We start from the raw sequence: 25,381 nt of genomic DNA on the forward strand, positions 1-25,381 counted from the left end.
GGGCGCATCCGGTTTCGGATGCGCCCCTCGGTGTGCTTGGGCTGCAACAGCCCGCCCTGCGGACGTCAGTTGTGGCCGAAGCGCTTCTGCCGGCCCTTGCGGGCGACATCGGCAGGCGTCACCTGCGAGATGCGCTGCTCGGCCTGGTCCTGCATCGAGGACTGCTGGGCCTGCTGCTGACCACGCTCGGACTGCGGCTGTTTACGATCCTGCTTCTTGTTCTTGGCCATGGTGATCTGCCTCCTGGGGGGATCTGAGGGCCAGAGACGGGACCAGATTCACATAGGCTGACTTACGACGCATTTCGGATAATTACCGTCTGTAACAGGGGTTGTCGGAGCGCACATACCTGAAACGCCACGCCGAAGATCGAGTTCGGGCCGTTAACCCCCGTCAGGTCGGGCAGACTCGAAGGAAGCCCAAAGCAAACCTCCCGTAAAGAGGGTGAGTCGTGTGGACCGCTGCATCGTCCTGGTGGACGCCGGGTATCTGCTGGGGGCCGCCGCCAGTCTCCTTGCCGGAGAGCCCTCGCGGTCCCGGATCACCGTGGATCACGCCGCCCTCGTCCAGGGCCTGCGCGAACAGGCCGAGTCCGAGACCGAGCGGCCACTCCTGCGCATCTACTGGTTCGACGGCGCCCCGGACCGCGTCCCCCAGCCCGAGCACCGCAGGCTGCGCGTGATGCCCAGGGTGACGGTCCGGCTGGGCGCGCTGACCCGCAGCGACGGCCGCTGGGCCCAGAAGGGCGTCGACGCGGCCATGCACGCCGAGCTGACCGAACTGGCCCGCAACCGCGCCTGCTCCGACGTCGTCCTCGTCACCGGCGACGGCGACCTGCTGCCCGGCATGATGGCCGCCAAGGAGCACGGCGTCGCCGTCCACCTGTGGGCCGTCCAGGCCGCCGACGGCGACTACAACCAGTCCGAGGACCTCGTCGCCGAGGCCGACGAACGGCGCGTCCTGGACCGTACGTGGATCACCAAGGCCGTCCGCGCCAAGGAGACCGGCGGGATCTGCGCCCCGCCGCCCGCGCCCCGGCCCGAGATCGCCGCGATCCTCTCCGCGCCGCTGCCCGACTCCGGCCTCGCCCCCGCGGCCGAGCGCACCGTCGAGGAGGCCGAGCACCCTTCCGGGGCCGGCGCCTCCCAGAACGGCGCGCAGGAGCGCGTCCCCGCCCCCAAGGGCGTCCCGACCCCCAAGGACCTGGCGGCCCTGCGCGCACCGGGCGAGCGGGCCGCCCAGCACCCCACCACCGCGACCCTGCGCTGGTCCTCCGACAAGGGCTGGGTCGACCGCCCCGGCGTCGCCGCCGAGCCCTCCGAGGTCGCCTCGATGCCGACGCTCGCGCAGCTCACCACCGCGGAGCAGCGGTGGGCCGACCGCGAGGAGGACATCACCACCGTCGGCGGGGACCCCTACGAGGTGGGGCAGGTCTTCGCGCGCCGGTGGATGGAACGCCTCGGCGACCAGGGCCATCTGCAGAAGCTGTCGGGCATGTACCCGCGGATCCCGCACCGTATCGACGGCGAGCTGCTGCGGTACGCGGCCCGCTTCGGACTGCTCGCGCACAAGGACGACCAGATCGACGAACACGACCGGTACGCCATCCGGGCGGGCTTCTGGCGCGAGATCGACGTACGGACGGCGGCCGAGCACGCCCCGGCGGGGGACTGAACCGGGCACTCGGGCCGCCCCCGACGGCGGGCGGAGGTCCCCGACCCCGTAGTCTCGTGCCTTGTGAGTACGCGCGCGGCACCGGTGACTCGGCACAAGGACGAGGTCGTGTGTGCCGTGCGCGGGCTGACCAAGACGTATCCGGCGGTCCGGGGCCGGCGCGGCACCCCCGCGACCCCCGAGGTCCGGGCCACCGACGACGTACGGCTGGACATCCGGCGCGGCGAGATCTTCGGGCTGCTCGGGCCGAACGGGGCCGGCAAGTCCACCCTCGTCCGGCAGTTGACCGGGCTCATGCGGCCGGACACGGGCAGCGTGGAGATCCTCGGCCACGACATCGTGCGCCACCCCGAGCGGGCCGCGCGGATCCTCGCCTACCTCGGGCAGGAGTCCACCGCCCTCGACGAACTCACCGTCTCCCTCGCCGCCGAGACCACCGGACGGCTGCGCGGCCTCGACGTGCGCGCCGCCCGCCGGGAGCGGGACGCCGTCCTCGACGAGCTGGGCCTCACGCCGATCGCCGGCCGGCCACTGCGCAAGCTGTCCGGCGGGCAGCGGCGGCTGGCCTGCTTCGCGGCCGTGCTGGTGGGGGAGCGGCCGCTGCTGGTGCTGGACGAGCCGACCACCGGGATGGACCCGGTCGCGCGCCGGGCCGTGTGGGCCGCCGTGGACCGGCGGCGGGCCGAACACGGGGCGACCGTGCTGCTCGTCACCCACAACGTCATCGAGGCGGAGACCGTCCTCGACCGGGTCGCCGTCCTCGACCAGGGCCGGGTCATCGCTTGTGACACCCCCGCCGGGCTCAAGGAGCAGGTCGCAGGGGAGGTGCGGGTCGAGCTGGTGTGGCGGGAGCGGGCACCGCTGGACGTGCCCGAGGTCGCCGCGCTGCGCGAGCGGGCCGTGGAGTCCGGGCGCCGCTGGACGCTGCGGCTCGCCCCCGACGAGGCCCGTGCGATCGTCGCCACCGTCACCGGCGGGGCCGCGTTCGCCGCGCTCGACGACTTCACCCTGGCCACCCCGAGCCTGGAGGACGTCTACCTGGCGCTGGGCGGGGCGGCACGGCAGGGGCTGGTGCGGGCATGAGCGCGAGGACCGTGAGCGCGAGAGCCGTGAGTGCGAGAGCCCTCGTCTCCGTATGGGACGGTATGAGAACCGTAGGGAAGAGGAGCAACGTCACGTGAGTGTCGTACCCGCCGAGGTTCTGCCGGGGAGCGCCGGGGCCGTCACGGAGCCGGCCCACCGTGCCGTCGCCGAGCTTGCGCCGCGCGCGCGGCTGTGGCCGTCGCTCGTGGCCGTGTACCGGGCGCAGCTGTCCCGGGCGCGGGTGGCGCGCATTCCGCTGCTGTTCGTGGCGACCTTCCAGTCGGTCGGCATCCTGATCATGATGCGGGGCGTGGTGGACGGCGGGCGCGAGGCGGAGGCCGTCGTCGCGGGGTCGGCCGTGCTGGTCGTCGCCTTCGTCGCGCTGAACCTGCTCGCGCAGTACTTCGGACAGCTGCGGGCGAGCGGCGGGCTGGATCACTACGCGACTCTTCCGGTGCCGCCGGCGGCCGTGGTGCTGGGCGCGGCCGGGGCGTACGCCTCGTTCACCGTGCCGGGGACGCTGGTGACGGCCGTGTTCGGGTGCGTGCTGTTCGGGCTGCCGCTGACGCATCTGTGGGTGCTCGCGGCCGTGATCCCGCTGGCGGGCGCCGCACTGTCCGGGCTCGGGGCGGCCTTCGGGCTGCTCGCGCCGAGGCCGGAGCTGGCCACGGTGCTGGGGCAGCTCGGCATGTCGGCCGCGCTGCTGCTGGGTGTGCTGCCGCCGGACCGGATGCCGGAGGCGGTGCGCTTCGCCCGCGACCTGCTGCCGTCGACGTACGGCGTCGAGGCCTTCGCGCGGACGTTCGGGGCGGATCCCGACTGGGCGTTCGTCCTCGGCGACCTCGCCGTGTGCGCGGGCGTGGGCGTCGTGTCGCTCGCCGTCGCCACCTGGGCGTACCGTCGGGCCGCCGTCCGGTGACGCGCCGCACGGGCGGGCCTGGCACGATGGCAGGGTGACCGCACCGCTGACTCCGCCTCCGCCGCCGCACGAGCCGTCCCCGCACGTACCGTCCTCGCCTGAGCCGTCCCCGCGCCGGCCGTCTCCGCACGAGGCGTGGCCGCCGTCGCCCGGAGGGTACGCCGGGATGGCCGCCGCGCCCCACGAGGTGTCGTACGGACAGGACGGGCCCGGGATGAAGACCGAACTGCGGGAAGCCGCCGTGATCACGGTGGGGGTCGCGCTCACCGGGGCGCTGCTCGGGCTGCTGTGGGTGTGGCTGGCGCCGAAGGTGCCGCTCGTGGGGGACGTGGTCCAGGGCAACTGGGTCGTCTACTTCAAGGACACCGAGGGGGAGCAGGCGATCGGGGTGGACGGAACGTTCACGCTGCTGGCTCTGGCGTTCGGTGCGGTGAGCGCTGTGGCGGTGTTCGCCTGGCGGCGGCGTGGGGGAGTGCCGCTCGTCGTCGCCCTGGCGCTCGGGGGGTTGCTCGGGTCGCTGCTGGCGTGGCGGGTGGGGGTGTGGCTCGGGCCCGACTCCGATGTGCTGGCGCATGCGCGGGCCGCGGGCAAGGGGGTGACGTTCTCGGCGCCGCTGAAGCTCGGGGCGAAGGGGGCGTTGCTGGCCTGGTCGTTGGCCGGGTTGCTGGTGCATCTGGGACTTACGGCGCTGTTCGGGCCTCGGGATCCCGATCCATATCAGGCGCAGGGGGCTCCGCCTGCGGACGGGTACGGGGCGCCTGTGGCTTAGGGCGGGATTTCGCCCCCGCCGCCCTACCCGGTCCCATCCCCGGGGGTTGCGCCCCCGGACCCCCGCTGTCGGCCCTGAACGGGCCTCGTCCTCAAGCGCCGCACGGGCTGTTATGCGCGGGCGATTGGGGACAGTACCGCCTCCGTCAGGTGGGCCAGATCCTGGGGGGACAGCTCCACCTCCAAGCCCCTGCGGCCCGCCGAGACGCAGATCGTGGGGTGGGTCGTGGCCGAGTCGTCCAGGACCGTGGGGAGTCTCTTGCGCTGGCCCAGGGGGGAGATGCCGCCTCGGACGTAGCCCGTGGTGCGTTCCGCCAGGGTCGGGTCGGCCATGGCCGCCCGTTTGCCGCCGACCGCCGCCGCCAGGGCCTTCAGGTCCAGGGAGCCGGCCACCGGGACCACCGCCACCGTGAGGGCGCCGTCGACGTCCGCGACCAGGGTCTTGAAGACCCGGTCGGGGGACACGCCCATCGCCTCGGCCGCTTCCTCGCCGTAGGACGGGTGGCTCGGGTCGTGGTCGTAGGCGTGGACGGTGAAGTCCACCCCCGCCGCCGTCAGGGCCACCGTCGCGGGTGTGCCGCCGGGCTGCTGTTGCTTCTTCGGCTTCTTCGCCATGCTCGGGCCTTCAGTTGCCTTGAGGTGTCTTCAGTTGAGGCTGGTCGGGCCTCGCGTCAGGTCCGACGCGGGCAGTGAGGGCAGGCTGCGGATGATCGCCGTCTCCGCGCGCAGCAGCTTCAGCTCGTCCCGCAGCCGGGAGGCCGTGTCGGGGGCCTGGAGGAGGCGCTGCTTGGCCGGGGTGTCCAGCATCATCGCGGCCGCCACCAGGTACGACACGACCGACGGGTCGTCGGGGAGGTCCGCGCCGGTGGCCAGGGAGCGTTCGCGGGCGCCCGCCAGACGCTTCTGGTACTGGCGGAAGGCCCGCAGCACGCCTTCCGCGAGGGCACCCGCCTCGTCCCCCGGGTCCTCCGGCAGCTCCTGGAGCTCGGCCGTCAGGAACGGGCCCGAGGCGTCCACCGAGAGCAGCTTCACGCGGGTCGTGCCCGTCGCCAGCACCTCGAACGTGCCGTCGGCCCGCTCGCGGATCGTCGCCGCGTCGGCCACGCAGCCGACGCCGTGCAGGGCCTTGACCGGATCGTCCCCGAAGCCGGCCGCGGGGCCGCGCTCGGGCAGCGCGGTCTGGTCGGGCAGCCCCGGCCCGCTGGGCGCCACCTCGTGGCCATCGCGGATGGCGACGACGGCGAACCGGCGCGATTCGTCCTCGGGGGTCTTCAACAGATCGCGCATCATGGCGCGATAGCGCTCCTCGAAGACGTTGAGCGGGAGCACGAGTCCCGGGAACAACACCGAGTTCAGGGGGAAGAGCGGCAGGCGGACGGTGGTCACGACGCAGAAGCCTAGTGGTCCAGCGCGCGGGCTCGTCCGCCGTGCCCGTTCCCCGGACGCCACGGGGTCTGCCCCGACGGTCCCGAGCGCACTTCCTCGCGTACGGCCAGGAAGTGCCCGAGGGGGTCGTCCGACAGCCGGCCCCAGGGGAAGGAGGTGGCGTACGGGCCGATCAGGCGCAGCTGTGCGAGGGCGTCGTCGCGGCGGCCCAGCCGGACCAGGACGTACGTCAGGACGTTGCGGATCTCGGCCGGCCACGGGTCGGCGGCGGGGAACCGCGCGGAGAGCGCGAGGGCGCGGTCGGCCGCCGCGTCCAGCCGCTCGCGCGGCACCTCGGGGCCACAGCCGTCGGTGAGGTACGCGAAGGCGGCCCGCGCGGGCAGCGCCTGGACGAGGGAGCCGGCCGGGGCGTCCTGCGCGGCCCGGTCGGCGAAGTCGAAGCACTCCCGGTGGGAGCCGTGCCACGACTCGGCCAGATAGCGTTTGGCGGCCACATGGCAGCCGTAGTGGTGCGGGGCGCGGCGGACCGCGGCCGCCCACAGCTCGCCGAAGTACTTGTGCCCGGCCCGCGCCCCGCGCGCGTGGTCCAGGGCGATCCGCCACGGCACCGGGTCGCGGACGTCGCTCTGCGCGGCCGCCGTGATCAGCGGACTCACCTCGCGCAGCAGTTCGGCCCGGGCCGGTGACTGCCAGGCGCGCGCCACCGCGAGCTGGGCGGCGACGAGGAGGACGTCGGGGTCGCGCGGGGCGGCGGCGCCCCACTCCTCGAACCACTCCGGACGCGAGCGCGCGAAGGACGCCAGCCGGGTCACGTACCGGTCGCGGTACTCCCACTCGGCCCGTTCCCGGGTGTGGGCCAGCAGCTCGGCGGCGGGCGCGTAGGCGCCCAGGCCGGCGGCGACCAGCGCGGGCCCGAGCCGGTCGTCGGGCACGTCGAGGAGCACCTCGTCGTCGGCGGGGAGCCCGGCGGCGCTGTGGGGGGCGGCGTTCCGCGCCGTCCGGGAGAACCGGGAGGCGCGGATGAACGGGGGCAGCAGAGCCATGGTGCCGACCATTGAAAAGCCGCTGGTTCAGATTGCGCCAGAGGGTTCGGGCAACCTGTGGAAAGTTGTACGGCCCCGGGTCAAGGGACGGTAAAGGTGGAAGGGGCGGGGCGCTCAGCCCCGGCGCAGCAGTCGCGTCGCCCCCGCCGCCACCGTCGTCGCCAGGATCCAGCCGAGCAGGATCAGCGCCGCCGACAGCCACTGCCAGCCGCCGCGCAGCTGCCACTGCCCTGCCTGCCCCAGATCGATGACGGGCAGCAGCAGGTCGAGGGCGAGGAGCGCCGGGTTCCAGGGCGGGTGTCCGGTGCGGTCGACGGGCGGATGCGGGGCGTGTGCGAAGGCCAGGGAGCTCGCCGCCCACAGCACCGCCATCCACACCGCCGCCCGGCCCGGCCGGTACCCGTAGGCGACCGTCCAGTCCTGGACGTATCCCAGCACCTTCGCGGCCGGCGGAAGCGTCTCCCGGCGGCGGCGCTGCTTGGCCAGCAGCACCTCGCGGGCGTCCTCGTCCTCCCCGCCGGCCCGCAGCACGGCCGCCAGCCGCTCGTACGGCTCCGGGGCGTACTCGGCGGTCGCCGCGGCCACCCAGCGCAGCCGCTCGGCCAGCGGGAACGGGCCCTGCGGCACCAGGTTCTCGTACGCGAAGCCGCCCATGTGCAGGTTGCCCGGCCCCGGCCAGGCGCTCGCCCGGTCCACCAGGTTGATCACCCGGGCGCCCGACAGCACCACCTTGCCGCGTCTCGGCCGCTCCCCGAGGAAGCGCAGCTCGGGCGTCTGCACCCGGCGCAGCGACAGCTCCTGGTCCTCTGTGAAGGTGAACCGGGCCCGCTCCAGGTCCACGGCGTCCCCGAACCGTCCGTCGTCCAGCCGCACCCCGCCCCGGCACTCGAAGCGCTGGATGCGCGTCCCGCGCGCGGGCGTCGTGCCGCTCAGCGCCTGGCCGCCGACGCCGGCCGGGGTCAGGTACAGCGAGCGTTCCACGGTCAGCTGGGGCGCGTTCAGCGCGAGCCGCGTGTAGGGGTTGGTCAGCCGCGCCCCGCGCAGGCTCAGCGACACGCCGATCTGGGCGCTGCGCAGACTCAGCTCGCCGTGCGACTCCAGCAGCTCCGCCTGGAGGTCCTGGCCGACCGTCATGCCGTCGGCGGCGATCGAGCGGCCGGAGCGGTCGCGGTAGACGATCGCCTGGTTGAGCAGCAGGTCCGTGCCGATGTGCGCGTCGGTGAGCCGGACGCCGTTGTGGAAGCGGCAGCGGGGCAGGTGCAGATCGCCCTCGGTGTGCACCCGGGCCGCCTCCAGGCGCGGCACCTGGCAGTCCACCAGCCGCAGGGTCGTGAACCGCGCCTCCGGCAGCAGCACCTCCCGCTCGAACCGGCAGCGCCGCATCTCCACATACGGCACCACCGTGCCGCCCGCGAGGTCCAGGGTGCCGCTGATCTGCACGCCGACCAGCTTCAGCGAGGAGACCCGGCCGGCCAGCGCGGGCGGACCGGCCAGCAGCAGCCAGGCGACGATACGGGCCCGCACGGTGCGCGCCTCGCCCCAGGGATGCCCGCCGTGCGGGTCGTCGACGACCGTGTCCCCGCTGCTCAGGTCGTACGCGCTGCCGTTGCGGAAGGCCTGCCACATGCCGGCCTCGGCGGCGGTCAGGTCGTCCGGCAGGTCTCCGGCGGCATCCCCGGTGCGGATGCCCGCCCCCTCGGTCACACGGTTCACCCCACTTCGTTTCCGTCGTTACTCACAGGTTTCGCACAGCTGTTCATGCCCGTTGAGTGACCCCCCGAACGCTCCCGGTGAAGGTGATCTTCCGATTTCCGGCCAGGTTCTGTATCAGCCATTGATACGCGCGGACGACGCCCGATCCCGGTCTGAGAGAATTGACCGCGTGATCTCCCGAATCGATCTGCGCGGCGACGCCCTCCCCGAGGGACCCGCCCTGCGCGACCTGCTGCCCCGAGCCGACTTCGACGTCTCGGCCGCCCTGGAGAAGGTGCGTCCGATCTGCGAGGCCGTGCATCATCGGGGCGACGCGGCGCTGATCGACTTCGCCGAGAAGTTCGACGGGGTGCGGCTGGCATCCGTACGGGTCCCGGCGCAGGCCCTCGCCGACGCGCTGGAGCGGCTCGACCCGGCCGTGCGCGCGGCCCTGGAGGAGTCCATCCGCCGCGCCCGTCTCGTCCACCGCGCGCAGCGCCGTACGACGCACACGACCCAGGTCGTGCCCGGCGGCTCGGTGACCGAAAGGTGGGTGCCGGTCGACCGGGTCGGGCTGTACGCGCCCGGCGGCCGGTCGGTGTACCCGTCGTCGGTCGTGATGAACGTCGTGCCCGCGCAGGAGGCCGGCGTCGAGTCCATCGCGCTCGCCTCCCCCGCCCAGGCCGAGTTCGACGGCCTGCCGCACCCGACGATCCTCGCCGCGTGCGCGCTGCTCGGCATCGACGAGGTGTACGCGGCCGGCGGCGCCACCGCCGTCGCGATGTTCGCGTACGGCACCGAGTCGTGCCCGCCCGCCGACATGGTCACCGGCCCCGGCAACATCTGGGTCGCCGCCGCCAAGCGCTACTTCACCGGCAGGATCGGCATCGACGCCGAGGCCGGCCCGACCGAGATCGCCGTCCTGGCCGACGACAGCGCCGACCCCGTGCATGTCGCCGCCGACCTGATCAGCCAGGCCGAGCACGACCCGCTGGCGGCAGCGGTGCTGGTCACCGACTCCGTCGCGCTGGCGGACGCGGTCGAGAAGGAGCTGCAGCCGCAGGTCGCGGCCACCAAGCACGTCGAGGACCGGATCGTCCCGGCGCTCAAGGGCAGGCAGTCGGCGATCGTGCTGGTCGACGGGATCGACGAGGGCCTGCGCGTCGTCAACGCGTACGGCGCCGAGCACCTGGAGATCCAGACCGTCGACGCCGCCGCCCTGGCCGACCGGGTCAGGAACGCGGGCGCGATCTTCATCGGCCCCTGGGCGCCGGTGTCCCTGGGCGACTACGCCGCGGGGTCCAACCACGTCCTCCCCACAGGCGGCTGCGCCTGCCACTCCTCCGGCCTGTCCGTGCAGTCCTTCCTGAGGGGCATCCACATCGTCGACTACACGCGCGACGCGCTGGCCGGGGTCGCGCATCACGTGGTGACGCTGGCGGAGGCCGAGGACCTGCCCGCGCACGGCGCGGCGGTCAAGGCGAGGTTCGGTTGGAAGGTGCCTGAGAGCAAGTGAGCTTCGGAATCGACGATCTTCCCGTACGGGACGAGCTGCGCGGCAAGTCCCCCTACGGCGCGCCCCAGTTGGACGTCCCCGTACGGCTGAACACCAATGAGAACCCCTACCCGCTGCCCGCGCCGCTGGTCGAGCGGATCGCCGAGCGGGTGCGCGAGGCGGCCCGCGACCTCAACCGCTACCCGGACCGCGACGCCGTGGAGCTGCGCACCCGGCTCGCGAAGTACCTGACGGACACCGCCGGGTACGAGGTGGGCCTGGCGAACGTGTGGGCGGCGAACGGCTCCAACGAGGTCATCCAGCAGCTGCTGCAGACCTTCGGCGGACCGGGTCGTACGGCGATCGGCTTCGAGCCGTCGTACTCGATGCACGGGCTCATCGCGCGCGGTACCGGGACCGGATGGATCTCGGGCCCGCGGGGCGAGGACTTCACGATCGACCTCGGGGCGGCCGAGAAGGCCATCGCCGAGCACCGGCCCGACGTCGTCTTCATCACCACCCCCAACAACCCCACCGGCACCGCGGTCCCGGCTGCGACGGTCCTCGCGCTGTACGAGGCGGCGCAGGCCGCGAAGCCGTCGATGGTCGTCGCCGACGAGGCGTACATCGAGTTCAGCCACGGCGACTCGCTGCTGCCGCTGCTCGAGGGCCGGCCGAATCTCGTCGTCTCACGGACGATGTCGAAGGCCTTCGGCGCCGCCGGCCTGCGCCTCGGCTACCTCGCCGCGCACCCCGCGGTCGTGGACGCCGTCCAGCTCGTCCGGCTGCCGTACCACCTGTCGGCCGTCACGCAGGCGACCGCGCTGGCCGCTCTGGAGCACACCGACACGCTGCTGAAGTACGTCGAGCAGCTGAAGTCGGAGCGGGACCGGCTGGTGAGCGAGCTGCTCGCGATCGGGTACGAGGTCACGCCGTCCGACGCCAACTTCGTGCAGTTCGGGCGGTTCGCCGACGCCCACGCCGTCTGGCAGCGGATCCTCGACCGGGGCGTCCTGGTCCGCGACAACGGCGTGCCCGGCTGGCTGCGGGTCACCGCCGGAACCCCCGAAGAGAACGACGCGTTCCTCGACGCGGTCCGTGAAGTCAAGAAGGAGCAGAGCTCATGAGCCGCGTAGGACGCGTGGAGCGCACCACCAAGGAGACCTCGGTCCTCGTCGAGATCAACCTCGACGGCACCGGCAAGGTCGATGTGTCGACCGGTGTCGGTTTCTACGACCACATGCTCGACCAGCTCGGCCGGCACGGCCTGTTCGACCTGACCGTGAAGACCGACGGCGACCTGCACATCGACTCCCACCACACCATCGAGGACACCGCCCTCGCGCTCGGCGCCGCCTTCAAGCAGGCCCTCGGCGACAAGGTGGGCATCTACCGCTTCGGCAACTGCACGGTCCCGCTGGACGAGTCGCTCGCCCAGGTGACCGTCGACCTGTCCGGCCGCCCCTACCTCGTGCACACCGAGCCCGAGAACATGGCGCCGATGATCGGCGAGTACGACACCACGATGACCCGGCACATCCTGGAGTCCTTCGTCGCCCAGGCGCAGATCGCGCTGCACGTGCACGTGCCCTACGGGCGCAACGCGCACCACATCGTGGAGTGCCAGTTCAAGGCGCTGGCCCGGGCCCTGCGCTACGCCTCCGAGCGCGACCCGCGCGCGGCCGGCATCCTCCCCTCCACGAAGGGCGCGCTGTAGAGCCATGACCGGACTGTCGACCCTCCTGATCGTCGTCGGCCTCTTCCTGGCCGGCGGCATCTACTCCTTCATCAAGCAGCAGATGCCGAAGAGCCTGATCGTGCTGCTCTCGATCGGCGCCACGATGTGTCTCGTGGCGGGTGTGGTGCGGCTGGAGGTGTGGAATTGAGCACCGCCGCAAAGGCCGGAGCCGCCAAGAAGGTCGTGGTCTTCGACTACGGCTTCGGCAACGTGCGCTCCGCCGAGCGTGCCCTCGCGCGCGCCGGCGCCGACGTGGAGATCACGCGCGACTACGACACGGCCATGAACGCCGACGGGCTGCTGGTGCCGGGCGTAGGCGCCTTCGCCGCCTGCATGAAGGGCCTGAAGGAGGCCCGCGGCGACTGGATCATCGACCGGCGACTGTCCGGCGGCCGCCCGGTCCTGGGCATCTGCGTCGGCATGCAGATCCTCTTCGCGCGCGGCATCGAGCACGGCGTCCAGACCGACGGCCTGGACGAATGGCCCGGCGCGGTCGAGCCGCTCCAGGCCGAGATCGTGCCCCACATGGGCTGGAACACCGTCGACGCCCCGGCCGACTCCGAGCTGTTCGCCGGCCTGGACGCGGACGCGCGCTTCTACTTCGTGCACTCCTACGCCGTCCACGACTGGTCCCTGGACGTGCACAACCCGCTGCTGCGGGCTCCGAAGGTGACCTGGTCGACGCACGGGAAGCCGTTCGTGGCCGCCGTGGAGAACGGCGCCCTGTGGGCCACGCAGTTCCACCCCGAGAAGTCCGGCGACGCCGGAGCCCAGCTCCTCACCAACTGGATCGGAACCCTGTGAGCAAGCTCGAACTCCTCCCCGCCGTCGACGTCCGCGACGGCCAGGCCGTCCGCCTCGTGCACGGCGAGTCGGGGACGGAAACTTCTTACGGTTCGCCCCTGGAGGCCGCTCTGGCCTGGCAGCGCTCGGGCGCCGAGTGGCTGCACCTGGTCGACCTGGACGCCGCGTTCGGCACCGGCGACAACCGCGCGCTGATCGCCGAGGTCGCGGGGGCCATGGACATCAAGGTGGAGCTGTCCGGCGGCATCCGCGACAACGACACCCTCGCCGCCGCCCTCGCCACCGGCTGCACGCGCGTGAACCTGGGCACGGCCGCCCTGGAGACGCCCGAGTGGGTCGCCGAGGTCATCGCCCAGCACGGCGACAAGATCGCCGTCGGCCTCGACGTCCGCGGCACGACCTTGCGCGGGCGTGGCTGGACCCGTGACGGCGGCGACCTCTACGAGACGCTGGAGCGCCTCGACAAGGAGGGCTGCGCGCGGTACGTCGTCACCGACATCGCCAAGGACGGCACGCTCGAGGGCCCGAACCTGGAGCTGCTGAGGAACGTCTGCGCGGCCACCGACCGGCCGGTCGTGGCGTCGGGCGGCGTGTCCTCCCTCGACGACCTGCGGGCCCTCGCCGAGCTGGTGCCCCTCGGCGTCGAGGGCTCCATCGTCGGCAAGGCCCTCTACGCCAAGGCGTTCACGCTGGAAGAGGCCCTGGAGGCGGTGGCCCGGTGAGCGACGTACGACGCGTCACGACGGGCGCGCCCTGGGAGGAGGTCTTCGGCTACTCCCGCGCGGTGGAGCTGCCGAACGGCCTGGTGCTGGTCTCCGGATGCACGTCGATAGTGGACGGGGAGATCGCGGGGGGCGGCCCCTACGAGCAGACGGTCAACGCCTTCAACGTCGCGTTCGCGGCGCTGGAGCAGCTGGGTCTCGGACGCGACGACGTCGTGCGGACACGCATGTACATCACCCACGCGCGGGACGTGGACGACGTCGGACGCGCCCACAAGGAGCTGTTCGACTCCGTCCGGCCCGCCGCCTCCATGATCATCGTCTCCGGTTTCGTGGACCCGTCCCTGGTCGTCGAGGTCGAGGTGGAGGCGTTCCGGGGAGTGCCGTCATGACCCTGGCGATCCGAGTCATCCCCTGCCTGGACGTGGACAACGGCCGGGTCGTCAAGGGCGTCAACTTCCAGAACCTGCGCGACGCGGGCGACCCCGTCGAGATGGCCAAGGTGTACGACGCCGAGGGCGCCGACGAGCTGACGTTCCTGGACATCACCGCCTCCTCCGGCAACCGCGAGACCACCTACGACGTGGTGCGGCGCACCGCCGAGCAGGTGTTCATCCCGCTCACCGTCGGCGGCGGGGTGCGCACCCCCGAGGACGTCGACAAACTGCTGCGCGCGGGTGCCGACAAGGTGGGTGTGAACACGGCCGCGATCGCCCGCCCCGAGCTGATCAAGGAGATCGCCGAGCGGTTCGGCAGCCAGGTGCTGGTGCTGTCGGTGGACGCCCGGCGGACCCCTGCGGGGAGCTTCGAGGTGACCACCCACGGCGGTCGCAAGCGCACCGGCATCGACGCGATCGAGTGGGCGCACCGGGCGGCCGAGCTGGGCGCGGGGGAGATCCTGCTCAACTCGATGGACGCCGACGGCACCAAGGACGGCTACGACCTGGAGATGATCGCGGCCGTGCGCAGGCACGTGACGGTCCCGGTGATCGCCTCCGGCGGCGCGGGTCGGCTCGCCGACTTCCCGCCGGCGGTCGAGGCGGGCGCGGACGCGGTGCTGGCCGCGTCGGTGTTCCACTTCGGCGACCTGCGCATCGGGCAGGTGAAGGACACGCTGCGGGAGGCGGGACACCCCGTGCGGTGACGCCTTCGGGCGCGTGATGACGTGAGGTAAGCCCCGGCCACCTGGTGGTCGGGGCTTACTCGCACCCGGACGAGAAAGAGAAGTTGCGCAAAATAAATTGCGCAACTTTTCTTTCCTGTCTAGGGTGGTGGCATGACAGGCAAGGAGAGAGACCGCCGGATCACGGACCTGGGCACCCTCAAGGCCCTCGCCCACCCCCTGCGGATGAAGCTGTACCGGGGCCTGACGGTCGCCCGGGTCGCCACCGCCTCCCAGCTCGCCGAACAGGTCGACGAGGCCGTCTCCCTCGTCAGCTACCACCTGCGCAAGCTCGCCGAGCACGGCCTGATCGAGGAGGCCGAGCCGCAGAGCGGGGACGGCCGGGAGCGCTGGTGGCAGCCCGCCTCCGACGGGGTGAGCATCCGAGACGAGGACTTCCGCGACGCCCCCGAGAAGGCCGCCGCCCACACGGCGGCCAGCAGGTTCTTCGCCGCACAGCGCATGGACATGTACCGGCGCTGGCTCGACGAGCGGGCCCACTGGAGCCCCGAGTGGAACCGGACGGCCGAGTCCACCGAGGCGACCCTGCGCCTCACGGCGGACGAACTCGCCGAGCTCACCCAGCAGATGCTCGCCCTCCTCCACACGTACGACGAGCGCGGCCGGGCCGCCGAGACCGCAGGCGACACCGAGGGCCGCGAGAACGTCGCGGTGCACACGTATGCGTTCCCCTTCCGGATCTGAGAGAGGCCCGCCCGTGACCGCCACCGCACACGAGACCGCGCTGCGGACCGCTCAGCCGGCCGCACCCGAGCCGCCCGCCCATCGCGACCCCAACGTGCTTCGCTGGCTCGCCGCCTACACCGCCTCGATGGTCGGCGACAGCGTCTACTACATCGCCCTGTCCTGGGCCGCCGTACAGGCCGGTACGCCCTCACAGGCCGGGCTGGTGATGACGGCGAGCGCACTGCCGAGGGCGCTGTTGATGCTGGGCGGGGGAGTGATCGCCGACCGGCTGGGTCCGCGCCGGGTCGTCATCGGCAGCGACGCCGTGCGCTGCGCGGCCGTCCTCGCGGTGGCCGCGCTGCTGTACGCGACCTCTCCCGGCCTGTGGCCGCTGGCCCTGCTGGCGCTGGTCTTCGGCGCCGTCGACGCCGTGTTCGTGCCGGCCGTGGGCGCCCTGCCCGCGCGCGTGACACGTCGTGACCAACTCGCGCGCGTGCAGGGCATGCGCGGACTGGCGATCCGGTTCGCGAGCGTCGTCGGCGCCCCGCTCGGCGGCTTCGGCGTGGCGGCGGGCGGCGCCACGGCCGCGTTCGCGATCGCCGGGCTGCTCATCGCGGTGTCGGTGCCGCTGCTGCTCTGCGTGCGGACGCGCGACCTACCGCCGGACGACACCGCGGCCGACGCGACAGCCGACACCACCGCCGACGCCGGCGCGCCGAACGCGACCGCCTGGGCCGACCTCGTGGCCGGTCTGGGATACATCCGCCGCCACCGCGTTCTCGCCCCGCTGATGGCGGCCATCGCCCTCGGCGACCTCGGCTTCGTCGGACCCCTCAACGTGGGCCTGACCCTGCTGGCCGACGAACGCGGGTGGGGCGCCTCCGGCATGGGCTGGGTGCTCTGCGGGTTCGGCGTCGGCGCGGGCGCCGCCTCGCTGCTGCTGACCCTGCGCGGGCGGCTCCCGCACGCCGGACAGGTCGCCGGCTGGTCGATCCTCGCCGGTTCGCTGGCCATCGGCTCCCTCGCCTACGCGCCGACGGTCGCCGCAGCCGTCGGCACGGCCCTGCTGATCGGGCTGCTCGCCGGCCTCAGCGGCGCCATGTGCGGCGCCCTGCTCCAGACCCAGGCCGAGCCCGCCTACCTGGGCCGCGTCACCGCCGTCTCCAGCCTCGTCAGCCTCGGCCTCACCCCGCTCAGCATGCCGCTGTCGGCCGCCGCCATCGGCGCCTGGGGCACCGGGCCCGTGTTCGTCGTCAGCTCCGCGGTCTGCGGGCTCGGCGGGATCGTGGCCCTGTGCGTCCCCGGCCTGCGCCACGCCGAACTCCCCCGCTGACGTCACCCGCAGCCCCCGGCCCCGCCCTCGGCCTCATCCCTTCGTCCCTCACCCTTTCGGCCGAGACAACCGCACCAGGTTGCCCACGGTGTCGTCCAGGACGGCCGTCACGAAAGGCCCCTGCTCCTGCGGCCCCTGCGCGTGGGCCTTCGCGACGTCGTCGACGTACACGCTGGTCATCGCGACCTTGATCATGACCGGTGCGCCCCTCAGATCCCGAGCTGCTTGCCGCCGTGCAGCTTCTCGAGCGCGTCCTTCTCGCCCACCAGCTCCACCTTGGCGGCGCTCTGCCGGCCGTACAGGAACAGCAGCAGCTCGGACGGCTCCCCGGTCGCCGTCACCACCGGCGTGCCACGGTTGGCGACCGCTGTACGGCCGTCCGCGCGGCGCAGGACCAGGCCCGTGGGGGTGGAGCGGCCCATCAGCCGGGCGGTGCGCTCCAGCCGGGACCACAGGGCGTCCTGGAAGACCGGATCGAGCTCGCGCGGCGTCCAGTCCGGCTGGGCGCGGCGGACGTCCTCGGTGTGGACGTAGAACTCGATCGTGTTCGACGCCTCGTCGATCTGCTTGAGCTGGAAGGGCGAGAAGCGCGGCGGACCGGTCCGGATCAGCTGGATGAGCTCCTCGTACGGCTTGGCAGCGAACTCCTCCATCACCTTGTCCAGCCGGGACGCGAGCTGTGGGATCAGGATGCCGCCGGCGGCGTCCGGGCGGCGCTCGCGCACCACCACGTGCGCGGCCAGATCCCGGGTCTGCCAGCCCTCGCAGAGGGTCGGCGCCTCGGGACCCGCGGTCTCCAAGAGGTCGGCGAGGAGAAGCCGTTCACGCTTGGCGAAAGTCGACATGCAGTCAGCCTACGACCGTGCGGAAGGTCCGCCCACCCGTCTCCCGCTTCGCTCCGCCCTTCCCAGTCGGTGGACACCGTCCCGTCACTGTCAGTGGCGCGCGGCAGAATGGCAGCATGACCAGCACGCCCCCGCCCAGCAGCCTGGACCCCGAGATCGCCGCGCGCCTCAGGCGCAGCGCCGACGGGCTCGTCCCCGCCATCGCCCAGCAGTACGACACCGGTGAGGTGCTCATGCTCGGCTGGATGGACGACGAGGCGCTGCACCGCACCCTCACCACCGGCCGCTGCACGTACTGGTCGCGCAGCCGCCAGGAGTACTGGGTCAAGGGCGACACCTCCGGCCACTTCCAGTGGGTCAAGTCCGTCGCCCTCGACTGCGACGCCGACACCGTGCTGGTCAAGGTCGACCAGGTCGGCGCCGCCTGTCACACCGGCGCGCGCACCTGCTTCGACGCCGACGTGCTCCTCAAGGACGCCGATTCCGGCGTAACCGCCTCGGATCAGTAAGGTCAGCCGCCATGGACCTCGAGACGTTCCGCAAGCTGGCCGGCGACCGCCGTGTCATCCCGGTCACCCGCAAGCTCCTCGCCGACGGCGACACCCCGGTCGCGCTCTACCGCAAGCTCGCGGCCGAGCGCACCGGCACCTTCCTGCTGGAGTCCGCGGAGAACGGCCGCTCCTGGTCCCGGTACTCCTTCGTGGGCGTCCGCAGCTCCGCCACCCTCACCGCGCTCGACGGCCAGGCCCACTGGCTCGGCACCCCGCCCGTCGGGGTCCCCACGGACGGCGACCCGCTGGCCGCCCTGCGCGCCACCATCGAGGCGCTGCACACCCCGCACCAGGAGGGCATGCCGCCCTTCACCGGCGGTATGGTCGGCTACCTCGGCTACGACATCGTGCGCCGCCTGGAGAAGATCGGCCCCGGCGAGCGGGACGACCTGAAACTGCCCGAGCTGACCATGCTCCTGACCAGCGACCTCGCCGTCATGGACCACTGGGAGGGCTCTGTCCTGCTGATCGCCAACGCGATCAACCACAACGACCTCGACACGGGCGTCGACGAGGCCCACGCGGACGCGGTCGCCCGCCTGGACGCCATGGAGGCCGACCTCTCCCGCCCGGTCGCCCAGCCCCCGGCCGTCCTCCCGCCCTCCGAACTGCCCGAGTACACCGCGCTGTGGGGCGGCCCCGACTTCCAGACGGCCGTCGAGGACGTCAAGGAGCGCATCCGCGCGGGCGAGGCCTTCCAGGTCGTCCCCTCCCAGCGCTTCGAAACGCCGTGCACGGCAAGCGCGTTGGACGTGTACCGCGTGCTGCGGGCCACCAACCCCTCCCCGTACATGTACCTCTTCCGCTTCGACGGCTTCGACGTCGTGGGCTCCAGCCCCGAGGCGCTCGTCAAGGTCGCGGACGGACAGGCGATGGTCCACCCCATCGCCGGCACCCGGCACCGCGGGGCCACCCCGCAGGAGGACCAGGCCCTCGCCGACGAACTGCTCGCGGACCCCAAGGAACGCGCCGAGCACCTCATGCTCGTCGACCTCGGCCGCAACGACCTGGGCCGGGTCTGCGAGCCGGGCTCGGTCGAGGTCGTCGACTTCATGTCCGTCGAGCGGTACTCGCATGTGATGCACATCGTCTCCACGGTCACCGGCAGGGTCGCCACCGGCCGCACCGCCTTCGACGTGCTCACCGCCTGCTTCCCCGCCGGCACCCTCTCCGGCGCCCCCAAGCCGCGCGCCATGCAGATCATCGACGAGCTGGAACCCTCCCGACGCGGCCTGTACGGCGGCTGCGTCGGCTACCTGGACTTCGCGGGCGACTCCGACACCGCCATCGCCATCCGCACCGCCCTGCTGCGCGACGGCACGGCCTACGTCCAGGCCGGCGCCGGCATCGTCGCCGACTCCGACCCGGTCGCCGAGGACCAGGAGTGCCGCAACAAGGCCGCGGCGGTCCTGCGCGCCGTCCACACCGCCAACCGCCTCGGGCGGCCCGCGCACGAGTAGGGCTCTTTCCGGGCGACTCCGGGACGACTCCGGGACGACTTCGCGACGACTCCGGGACGACTTCGGACGGATTCCCGCACAGTAGGACGCGTCTCACGTGCGCCCCGGGTGACGGTTCGCCCGGGGTTCAGGCGATAGTGGGGTACGTGACTGCTGTTCCTCACCCCCGTTCCGCATCCGACGCCGCCGCCCGGTCCGGCCGCCGCAGCCTCGCCCTCGCCCTGCTGTGCGGTGCGCTGGGCGCGGCCGTGGCCCTGCTGTCGACCCGGCAGCGCTGGTCGCACGGCACGGCGACGGTGGCCGGCGGCGCCTTCCCCCTGACCGCCAAGGGCAGCGACGTCACGGGCGTGCCCGCGGCGCTCGCCATAGTGGGCCTCGCCGCGCTCGTCGCCGTCTTCGCCGTCCGCAGGGCCGGCCGCTTCGCGGTCTCCGCCCTGCTCGCGCTCTCCGGAGCCGGCATCATGACCGCCGCCCTGCTCGGCGCCTCCGACGGCTCCGCACTCGACGAGCAGGCCGCGAAGGCGTCCGGCGACACCTCTGCCACCGTCGCCTCGTTCACCCACACCGCCTGGCCCTACGCGGCGGCCGCGGGCGGCGCCCTGATCCTCCTGGCCGGCCTGCTCGCCCTGCGCTACGGCCGCCTGTGGCCCGCCATGTCCGGCCGCTACGAACGCGACGGCGCCCCGCGCCCCCGGCGCGCGCAGGCGCCCGTCGACCCCGACCGGCCCGAGGACATGTGGAAGGCCCTGGACCGAGGCGAGGACCCCACCGGCATGGGCCCGGCCTGAACCGGCCCGACCAGGTCGCCGTCCCCGGTTCCCGATGTGGTGAATCAGACGCGACCGGATACCACCCCCGCGTCCGGCACGCGCCTGCGTACGGGACAATGGACGACGAGCGTCCGGCTCGGACGGACACAGAGACAGCAATGAGGAGCAAGTCATGGCGGGCAGCAGCCACGGACACACCCCGGCCGCCTGGACCGGCGTCATCATCGCCATCATCGGTTTCACCGTCGCGGGCGCGTTCATGGTGATGGCCGAGCCGCTCGGGTTCTGGGCCGGCATGGCGATCGTGGCCCTCTCCGGGGTGGTCGGCATGGCGATGCGCGCCGCGGGCCTGGGCCAGTCGAAGGACGTGCACCCGGTGCACCAGGTCGCGGCGACCCGCGAGCCGGCGAGCGTCGAGGGCTGAGGTCCCGTACGACTTCGTGAGGGGCGGCCGGTGCGGAACCGGCCGCCCCTCACGCGCGCGCGGCGCCCCGCCGGGGCACAATGCGAGGCGTGAACGCCGACAGCCAGAGGGTGACCTCGACGACCGCCGCACGACTCGCCGTGCCCGCCGGGATCCTCGCGGCCGTCGTCGCCGCCTTCGCCTACGTCGCGACCGTCGACCCCAACGAACCCGGCCACTACCCGGCCTGCCCGCTGCTGCGCTACACCGGCCTGTACTGCCCCGGCTGCGGCGGCCTGCGCAGCGCGCACGCCTTCGCGCACGGGGACTTCCAGGCCGCCCTCCAGGACAACGCGCCGGCCGTCGCCGCCTATCTGGGCTTCGCGGTGCTGTGGACCGTCTGGGTGACCCGCGCGGCCCGCGGACGCCCCCTGCGCGTCGACCTCACCCCGGTCCGGCTCTGGGCGCTGGGCGCGACGCTGCTGATCTTCACGGTTGTCCGGAACCTGCCTTTCGGCGGCTGGCTGCATCCTTGATCAACCGGAGATCAACCGGCGAACGTCCAGGTACTGGGACCGCCGTCAACCGGATGTGAGGCCTTCGCCTTCCTCCGGATACCATCACAGTGACCATCGTTTTCCACCGCTTGCCGGAAGGAGGCCGCTCGCGTGAGTGTCCTCGACGAGATCATCGACGGAGTCCGTGCCGACCTCGCGGAGCGGCAGGCGCGCGTCAGCCTCGACGAGCTCAAGGAGCGCGCGGCGAAGGCCCCGGCCGCCAAGGACGGCGTCGCCGCCCTGCGCGGCGACGGCGTCAAGGTCATCTGCGAGGTGAAGCGCTCCAGCCCGTCCAAGGGCGCGCTGGCCGCCATCGCCGACCCGGCCGGCCTGGCCGCCGACTACGAGGCGGGCGGTGCGGCCGTCATCTCCGTCCTCACCGAACAGCGCCGTTTCGGCGGCTCGTTGGCCGACCTCGAAGCGGTACGCGCGCGCGTGGACATCCCCGTGCTGCGCAAGGACTTCATCGTCACCTCGTACCAGCTGTGGGAGGCCCGCGCGTACGGCGCCGACCTCGCGCTGCTGATCGTGGCCGCCCTGGAGCAGTCCGCCCTGGAGTCGCTCATCGAGCGCGCCGTCTCCATCGGCCTCACCCCGCTCGTCGAGGTCCACGACGAGGACGAGGTGGAGCGCGCCGTCGACGCGGGCGCCAAGGTGATCGGCGTCAACGCGCGCAACCTGAAGACCCTCGAGGTGGACCGCGGCACCTTCGACCGCGTCGCCCCCGAGATCCCGGCCCACATCGTCAAGGTCGCCGAGTCCGGCGTCCGGGGCCCGCACGACCTCATCGCGTACGCCAACGCCGGCGCCGACGCGGTCCTGGTCGGCGAGTCCCTGGTGACGGGCCGCGACCCCAAGACGGCGGTCGCCGACCTGGTGGCAGCGGGCGAACACCCGGCACTGCGCCACGGCCGCGGCTGACGGCTGGGTAGAGTTGCCTCCGATGACTCCGACGACCCCCGCGACGACCGCGGACCGGTACGCCCGCCTCGCGCGCGGCTGCCGCCCGCGTGGCTGTCGCGCGCCCGCTCGCAGGGTGCACGGCCGCAGGGTGCGGTACGTCATCGGAGACGAGCCGGGCCAAGTGAACGGTATGCGATGGCAGCGGCGGACCTACAAGGGGCGCGGGGCTCTGTTCGATCTGCGGCTACCGCCGCGCGTGCGCGACCAGCCACAGACGGCCTGAGGCCGTACAACAACCCCTGCCCCCCACGGCGATTAGTTCTTTCCACAAACTCACCGTGAGGTTTCCGCATGCCCAGCGAGTTCTTCATTCCCGACCCCGAGGGTCAAGTCCCCAGCGCCGAAGGCTACTTCGGCGCGTTCGGCGGCAAGTTCATCCCGGAGGCCCTCGTCGCCGCCGTGGACGAGGTGGCCGTCGAGTACGACAAGGCCAAGCACGACCCCGCGTTCGCCCGCGAGCTCGACGACCTGCTCGTCAACTACACGGGTCGCCCCTCCGCGCTCACCGAGGTCCCCCGTTTCGCCGCGGAAGCGGGCGGCGCCCGGATGTTCCTCAAGCGCGAGGACCTCAACCACACCGGCTCCCACAAGATCAACAACGTGCTCGGCCAGGCGCTGCTCACCAAGCGCATGGGCAAGACACGCGTGATCGCCGAGACCGGAGCGGGCCAGCACGGCGTGGCCACGGCCACCGCCTGCGCCCTGTTCGGCCTCGAGTGCACGATCTACATGGGCGAGATCGACACCCAGCGCCAGGCCCTCAACGTGGCCCGGATGCGCATGCTGGGCGCCGAGGTCGTGGCCGTGAAGTCCGGCAGCCGCACGCTGAAGGACGCCATCAACGAGGCGTTCAGAGACTGGGTCGCCAACGTCGACCACACCCACTATCTGTTCGGCACGGTCGCAGGACCGCACCCCTTCCCGGCGATGGTCCGCGACTTCCACCGCGTCATCGGCGTCGAGGCCCGCCGCCAGCTCCTGGAGCGCGCCGGACGACTGCCCGACGCGGCCGTCGCCTGCGTCGGCGGCGGCTCCAACGCCATCGGCCTCTTCCACGCCTTCATCCCGGACGCCTCCGTCCGCCTCATCGGCTGCGAGCCGGCCGGCCACGGCCTCGAGACCGGCGAGCACGCGGCGACCCTGACCGCGGGCGAGCCCGGCATCCTGCACGGCTCCCGCTCCTACGTCCTCCAGGACGACGAGGGGCAGATCACCGAGCCGTACTCCATCTCGGCGGGCCTGGACTATCCGGGCATCGGCCCCGAGCACTCCTACCTCAAGGACAGTGGGCGCGGCGAGTACCGCGCGGTCACCGACGACGCGGCCATGCAGGCGCTGCGTCTGCTGTCACGCACCGAGGGCATCATCCCGGCCATCGAGAGCGCGCACGCGCTGGCCGGCGCCCTGGAGGTCGGCAGGGAACTCGGCAAGGACGGGCTGATCATCGTCAACCTGTCCGGCCGCGGCGACAAGGACATGGACACGGCAGCCCGCTACTTCGGGCTGTACGACAACGGCGTGGACGCCGAGGTCGCCGCCGACGCGGCCGCCACCGCGGAGATCGAGGGGGACGCCAAGTGAGCGGGGCCGCATTGAACAGTACGAAGGGCCGGCTGCTGTCCGACACCCTCGCCGGCACCAAGGCCGAGGGCCGCGCCGCGCTCATCGCCTACCTCCCGGCCGGGTTCCCGACCGTGGACGGCGGCATCGAGGCGATCAAGGCCGTCCTCGACGGCGGCGCGGACGTCATCGAGGTCGGTCTGCCGCACAGCGACCCCGTCCTCGACGGACCGGTCATCCAGACCGCCGACGACATCGCCCTGCGGGGCGGGGTGCGGATCGCGGACGTCATGCGCACGGTCCGCGAGGTCTTCGCGGCGACCGGGAAGCCGGTCCTCGTCATGACGTACTGGAACCCGATCGACCGCTACGGCGTCGAGCGGTTCACCGCCGAGCTGGCCGAGGCGGGCGGCGCGGGCTGCATCCTGCCCGACCTGCCCGTGCAGGAGTCGGCGCTGTGGAGGGAGCACGCCGACAAGCACGGTCTCGCGACGGTCTTCGTCGTGGCGCCGAGCAGCAAGGACGCGCGGCTCGCCCAGATCACCGAGGCGGGCAGCGGCTTCGTCTACGCGGCCTCGCTGATGGGCGTCACCGGCACCCGGGAGTCGGTGGGCGCGCAGGCCCAGGACCTGGTCGAGCGGACCCGGGCCACCGGCACCGGGCTGCCCGTCTGCGTCGGCCTCGGCGTGTCCGACGCCGCGCAGGCCGCCGAGGTGGCCGGCTTCGCCGACGGCGTGATCGTCGGCTCGGCCTTCGTCAAGCGGATGCTGGACGCGCCGGACGACGCGGCCGGCGTCGAGGCCGTCCGCGCGCTCGCGGGCGAGCTGGCGAAGGGCGTGCGCCGACAGGTGTGACAAGAGGTTCGCTCACCCGAACGGGTGGACCTGGGGTCGGGGAGGCGCAATGCGCCTCCCCGGTTCGTTCTGGGGGTGTGAGCGAGAAGAACCGTGACGGAAAGCGCAACGCCCGGGAACGGCTGGCGGCGGAGCGCGAGAAGCAGAAGGCCGCCGAGCGGCGGCGGCGCACACTGATCGTCGGCGCGAGCGTGGTCTGTGTGCTGGGTCTGGCGGCGGTGATCGGCGTCGTCGCCGCGAACTCCGGCAAGGACAACAGCAGTGACAAGGCGGGCCCGGTCGTGGCGCCTTCGGGGGCCCAGGGCCAGGACGCGCTGGCGATCCCGGTCGGCAAGGACGGCGCCAGGTCCACGCTCACCGTGTGGGAGGACTTCCGCTGCCCGGCCTGCAAGGCCTTCGAGGCGGCGTACCGCCCGACGATCCACGAGCTGACGCAGGCCGGAAAACTCAAGGTCGAGTACCACCTGGCCACTCTCATCGACGGCAACCTGGGCGGCAGCGGCTCCCGCAACGCGGCGAACGCGGCGGCCTGCGCCCAGGACGCCGGAAAGTTCCCCCTTTACCACGATGTGCTGTACGAGAACCAGCCGGAGGAAACGAACGACGCCTATGCCAAGAACGCCAAGGTCATCGAGCTCGCGGGCAAGGTCGACGGCCTGGACACGCCGGCGTATCGCACCTGTGTCGAGGACGGCACGCACAGCAGCTGGGTCGTGAAGTCCAACCAGGCCTTCCAGAGCGGTCACTTCGGCGGCACTCCGACCGTCCTGTTCAACGGGAAGAACATCTACGCGGACCAGTCGATGACACCGGCGAAGCTGAAGCAGATGGTGGAGGAGGCCGACAAAGGGTGACAAGGGGTAAGGCCCTTTCACACCTGCCCGTTATGGAGCCGTTGCCGGGCTGCCTGCC

The 25,381-nt window shown here is 72.6% G+C and carries 31 protein-coding genes; 24 read left to right on the forward strand and 7 right to left on the reverse strand.

Going from position 1 to position 25,381, the window contains the following annotated elements; all coding sequences use genetic code 11:
- Positions 1-65: 65 nt before the first annotated feature.
- Positions 66-230, reverse strand: a complete 165-nt coding sequence (locus tag B5557_RS44345; RefSeq protein WP_099937555.1) for a hypothetical protein — start codon at positions 228-230, stop codon at positions 66-68.
- 223 nt (positions 231-453) lie between these two features.
- Here B5557_RS44345 and B5557_RS33285 point away from each other — a divergent pair, with 223 nt between their 5' ends.
- The 4 genes from B5557_RS33285 (at position 454) to B5557_RS33300 (ending at position 4,445) form a co-directional block, all read left to right on the forward strand.
- A complete protein-coding gene (locus B5557_RS33285) occupies positions 454-1,674 on the forward strand; it encodes an NYN domain-containing protein (RefSeq protein ID WP_079662936.1) in 1,221 nt (406 codons plus the stop codon).
- 108 nt (positions 1,675-1,782) lie between these two features.
- Positions 1,783-2,757 carry an ABC transporter ATP-binding protein gene (locus B5557_RS33290; RefSeq protein WP_079662937.1) on the forward strand — a complete coding sequence of 325 codons (975 nt, stop codon included), beginning with the start codon at positions 1,783-1,785 and terminating at the stop codon, positions 2,755-2,757.
- A 94-nt stretch (positions 2,758-2,851) separates the two neighbouring features.
- Positions 2,852-3,676 carry an ABC transporter permease gene (locus B5557_RS33295; protein ID WP_079662938.1) on the forward strand — a complete coding sequence of 275 codons (825 nt, stop codon included), beginning with the start codon at positions 2,852-2,854 and terminating at the stop codon, positions 3,674-3,676.
- 34 nt (positions 3,677-3,710) lie between these two features.
- Entirely contained in the window at positions 3,711-4,445 is a 735-nt protein-coding gene (locus B5557_RS33300; protein ID WP_443031296.1) for a DUF2567 domain-containing protein, read from the forward strand.
- Between the two features lie 110 nt (positions 4,446-4,555).
- On the opposite strand, the gene ybaK is transcribed toward B5557_RS33300, so the two are convergent.
- The 4 genes from ybaK to B5557_RS33320 all read right to left on the reverse strand — a co-directional run bounded on the left by ybaK (position 4,556) and on the right by B5557_RS33320 (position 8,577).
- Entirely contained in the window at positions 4,556-5,059 is a 504-nt protein-coding gene (gene ybaK / locus B5557_RS33305; protein WP_079662940.1) for a Cys-tRNA(Pro) deacylase, read from the reverse strand.
- Between the two features lie 30 nt (positions 5,060-5,089).
- Positions 5,090-5,830 (reverse strand): LON peptidase substrate-binding domain-containing protein, encoded by a 741-nt coding sequence (locus B5557_RS33310; protein WP_079662941.1) that lies wholly within the window; start codon positions 5,828-5,830, stop codon positions 5,090-5,092.
- An 11-nt stretch (positions 5,831-5,841) separates the two neighbouring features.
- Complete coding sequence (locus B5557_RS33315; RefSeq protein WP_079662942.1) at positions 5,842-6,885, reverse strand: hypothetical protein; 1,044 nt, start codon at positions 6,883-6,885, stop codon at positions 5,842-5,844.
- A gap of 102 nt (positions 6,886-6,987) precedes the next feature.
- Positions 6,988-8,577 (reverse strand): oxidoreductase, encoded by a 1,590-nt coding sequence (locus B5557_RS33320; RefSeq protein WP_079665140.1) that lies wholly within the window; start codon positions 8,575-8,577, stop codon positions 6,988-6,990.
- 178 nt (positions 8,578-8,755) lie between these two features.
- Between B5557_RS33320 and hisD the strand changes: the two genes are divergently transcribed.
- The 10 genes from hisD to B5557_RS33365 all read left to right on the forward strand — a co-directional run bounded on the left by hisD (position 8,756) and on the right by B5557_RS33365 (position 16,506).
- Entirely contained in the window at positions 8,756-10,081 is a 1,326-nt protein-coding gene (hisD, locus tag B5557_RS33325; RefSeq protein ID WP_079662943.1) for a histidinol dehydrogenase, read from the forward strand.
- Positions 10,078-11,187 carry a histidinol-phosphate transaminase gene (locus B5557_RS33330; protein WP_079662944.1) on the forward strand — a complete coding sequence of 370 codons (1,110 nt, stop codon included), beginning with the start codon at positions 10,078-10,080 and terminating at the stop codon, positions 11,185-11,187. The genes hisD and B5557_RS33330 overlap by 4 nt, the downstream gene beginning before the upstream one ends.
- Positions 11,184-11,777, forward strand: coding sequence for an imidazoleglycerol-phosphate dehydratase HisB (hisB, locus tag B5557_RS33335; protein ID WP_079662945.1), 594 nt, complete (start codon positions 11,184-11,186; stop codon positions 11,775-11,777). Before B5557_RS33330 ends, hisB begins: the two co-directional genes overlap by 4 nt.
- Before the next feature lie 4 nt (positions 11,778-11,781).
- Complete coding sequence (locus B5557_RS44350; protein WP_173877759.1) at positions 11,782-11,946, forward strand: hypothetical protein; 165 nt, start codon at positions 11,782-11,784, stop codon at positions 11,944-11,946.
- Positions 11,943-12,602: an imidazole glycerol phosphate synthase subunit HisH gene (gene hisH, locus B5557_RS33340; RefSeq protein ID WP_443031297.1), complete on the forward strand. Its 660-nt coding sequence runs from the start codon at positions 11,943-11,945 to the stop codon at positions 12,600-12,602. The genes B5557_RS44350 and hisH overlap by 4 nt, the downstream gene beginning before the upstream one ends.
- Positions 12,599-13,324: a bifunctional 1-(5-phosphoribosyl)-5-((5-phosphoribosylamino)methylideneamino)imidazole-4-carboxamide isomerase/phosphoribosylanthranilate isomerase PriA gene (priA, locus tag B5557_RS33345; protein ID WP_079662947.1), complete on the forward strand. Its 726-nt coding sequence runs from the start codon at positions 12,599-12,601 to the stop codon at positions 13,322-13,324. The genes hisH and priA overlap by 4 nt, the downstream gene beginning before the upstream one ends.
- A complete protein-coding gene (locus tag B5557_RS33350; protein WP_079662948.1) occupies positions 13,321-13,716 on the forward strand; it encodes a RidA family protein in 396 nt (131 codons plus the stop codon). The genes priA and B5557_RS33350 overlap by 4 nt, the downstream gene beginning before the upstream one ends.
- Complete coding sequence (hisF, locus tag B5557_RS33355; protein ID WP_079662949.1) at positions 13,713-14,468, forward strand: imidazole glycerol phosphate synthase subunit HisF; 756 nt, start codon at positions 13,713-13,715, stop codon at positions 14,466-14,468. Before B5557_RS33350 ends, hisF begins: the two co-directional genes overlap by 4 nt.
- A 132-nt stretch (positions 14,469-14,600) precedes the next feature.
- Entirely contained in the window at positions 14,601-15,191 is a 591-nt protein-coding gene (locus B5557_RS33360; protein ID WP_079662950.1) for an ArsR/SmtB family transcription factor, read from the forward strand.
- Positions 15,192-15,204: 13 nt separating this feature from the next.
- Entirely contained in the window at positions 15,205-16,506 is a 1,302-nt protein-coding gene (locus B5557_RS33365; RefSeq protein ID WP_231976116.1) for an MFS transporter, read from the forward strand.
- A gap of 48 nt (positions 16,507-16,554) precedes the next feature.
- On the opposite strand, the gene B5557_RS43975 is transcribed toward B5557_RS33365, so the two are convergent.
- Positions 16,555-16,701: a hypothetical protein gene (locus tag B5557_RS43975; protein ID WP_159424466.1), complete on the reverse strand. Its 147-nt coding sequence runs from the start codon at positions 16,699-16,701 to the stop codon at positions 16,555-16,557.
- A 14-nt stretch (positions 16,702-16,715) separates the two neighbouring features.
- Positions 16,716-17,351, reverse strand: a complete 636-nt coding sequence (locus tag B5557_RS33370; protein WP_079662952.1) for a TIGR03085 family metal-binding protein — start codon at positions 17,349-17,351, stop codon at positions 16,716-16,718.
- A gap of 116 nt (positions 17,352-17,467) precedes the next feature.
- On the opposite strand from B5557_RS33370, the gene hisI reads away from it, so the two are divergent.
- The 10 genes from hisI to B5557_RS33420 all read left to right on the forward strand — a co-directional run bounded on the left by hisI (position 17,468) and on the right by B5557_RS33420 (position 25,323).
- Positions 17,468-17,860, forward strand: coding sequence for a phosphoribosyl-AMP cyclohydrolase (gene hisI / locus B5557_RS33375; RefSeq protein ID WP_079662953.1), 393 nt, complete (start codon positions 17,468-17,470; stop codon positions 17,858-17,860).
- 11 nt (positions 17,861-17,871) lie between these two features.
- On the forward strand, positions 17,872-19,362 hold the full coding sequence (locus tag B5557_RS33380; protein ID WP_079662954.1) for an anthranilate synthase component I: 1,491 nt from the start codon (positions 17,872-17,874) through the stop codon (positions 19,360-19,362).
- A gap of 137 nt (positions 19,363-19,499) precedes the next feature.
- Positions 19,500-20,150 (forward strand): TIGR02234 family membrane protein, encoded by a 651-nt coding sequence (locus B5557_RS33385; RefSeq protein ID WP_079662955.1) that lies wholly within the window; start codon positions 19,500-19,502, stop codon positions 20,148-20,150.
- 154 nt (positions 20,151-20,304) lie between these two features.
- Entirely contained in the window at positions 20,305-20,556 is a 252-nt protein-coding gene (locus B5557_RS33390) for an HGxxPAAW family protein (RefSeq protein ID WP_079662956.1), read from the forward strand.
- 80 nt (positions 20,557-20,636) lie between these two features.
- Complete coding sequence (locus B5557_RS33395; RefSeq protein ID WP_079662957.1) at positions 20,637-21,071, forward strand: DUF2752 domain-containing protein; 435 nt, start codon at positions 20,637-20,639, stop codon at positions 21,069-21,071.
- Between the two features lie 132 nt (positions 21,072-21,203).
- On the forward strand, positions 21,204-22,013 hold the full coding sequence (gene trpC, locus B5557_RS33400) for an indole-3-glycerol phosphate synthase TrpC (protein ID WP_079662958.1): 810 nt from the start codon (positions 21,204-21,206) through the stop codon (positions 22,011-22,013).
- Between the two features lie 22 nt (positions 22,014-22,035).
- Positions 22,036-22,278 (forward strand): tryptophan biosynthesis modulator TrpM, encoded by a 243-nt coding sequence (trpM, locus tag B5557_RS46385; RefSeq protein WP_079662959.1) that lies wholly within the window; start codon positions 22,036-22,038, stop codon positions 22,276-22,278.
- A gap of 68 nt (positions 22,279-22,346) precedes the next feature.
- Complete coding sequence (gene trpB / locus B5557_RS33410) at positions 22,347-23,636, forward strand: tryptophan synthase subunit beta (protein WP_079662960.1); 1,290 nt, start codon at positions 22,347-22,349, stop codon at positions 23,634-23,636.
- An 11-nt stretch (positions 23,637-23,647) separates the two neighbouring features.
- Positions 23,648-24,469 (forward strand): tryptophan synthase subunit alpha, encoded by an 822-nt coding sequence (trpA, locus tag B5557_RS33415; RefSeq protein WP_079662961.1) that lies wholly within the window; start codon positions 23,648-23,650, stop codon positions 24,467-24,469.
- Positions 24,470-24,546: 77 nt separating this feature from the next.
- A complete protein-coding gene (locus B5557_RS33420) occupies positions 24,547-25,323 on the forward strand; it encodes a thioredoxin domain-containing protein (RefSeq protein WP_079662962.1) in 777 nt (258 codons plus the stop codon).
- Positions 25,324-25,381: the final 58 nt, after the last annotated feature.

Source organism: Streptomyces sp. 3214.6 (assembly GCF_900129855.1).
GTDB lineage: Bacteria > Actinomycetota > Actinomycetes > Streptomycetales > Streptomycetaceae > Streptomyces > Streptomyces soliscabiei.

Bases quoted from the DNA above. Each gene is read 5' to 3' on its own strand.
- B5557_RS44350 (WP_173877759.1), top strand. From the start codon at position 11,782: ATGACCGGACTGTCGACCCTCCTGATCGTCGTCGGCCTCTTCCTGGCC.
- hisI (WP_079662953.1), top strand. From the start codon at position 17,468: ATGACCAGCACGCCCCCGCCCAGCAGCCTGGACCCCGAGATCGCCGCG.
- B5557_RS33315 (WP_079662942.1), bottom strand. From the start codon at position 6,885: ATGGTCGGCACCATGGCTCTGCTGCCCCCGTTCATCCGCGCCTCCCGG.
- B5557_RS33370 (WP_079662952.1), bottom strand. From the start codon at position 17,351: ATGTCGACTTTCGCCAAGCGTGAACGGCTTCTCCTCGCCGACCTCTTG.
- trpM (WP_079662959.1), top strand. From the start codon at position 22,036: ATGACTCCGACGACCCCCGCGACGACCGCGGACCGGTACGCCCGCCTC.
- B5557_RS33395 (WP_079662957.1), top strand. From the start codon at position 20,637: ATGCGAGGCGTGAACGCCGACAGCCAGAGGGTGACCTCGACGACCGCC.
- ybaK (WP_079662940.1), bottom strand. From the start codon at position 5,059: ATGGCGAAGAAGCCGAAGAAGCAACAGCAGCCCGGCGGCACACCCGCG.
- B5557_RS33360 (WP_079662950.1), top strand. From the start codon at position 14,601: ATGACAGGCAAGGAGAGAGACCGCCGGATCACGGACCTGGGCACCCTC.
- B5557_RS33390 (WP_079662956.1), top strand. From the start codon at position 20,305: ATGGCGGGCAGCAGCCACGGACACACCCCGGCCGCCTGGACCGGCGTC.
- B5557_RS43975 (WP_159424466.1), bottom strand. From the start codon at position 16,701: ATGATCAAGGTCGCGATGACCAGCGTGTACGTCGACGACGTCGCGAAG.
- B5557_RS33380 (WP_079662954.1), top strand. From the start codon at position 17,872: ATGGACCTCGAGACGTTCCGCAAGCTGGCCGGCGACCGCCGTGTCATC.
- trpB (WP_079662960.1), top strand. From the start codon at position 22,347: ATGCCCAGCGAGTTCTTCATTCCCGACCCCGAGGGTCAAGTCCCCAGC.
- hisF (WP_079662949.1), top strand. From the start codon at position 13,713: ATGACCCTGGCGATCCGAGTCATCCCCTGCCTGGACGTGGACAACGGC.
- hisB (WP_079662945.1), top strand. From the start codon at position 11,184: ATGAGCCGCGTAGGACGCGTGGAGCGCACCACCAAGGAGACCTCGGTC.
- B5557_RS44345 (WP_099937555.1), bottom strand. From the start codon at position 230: ATGGCCAAGAACAAGAAGCAGGATCGTAAACAGCCGCAGTCCGAGCGT.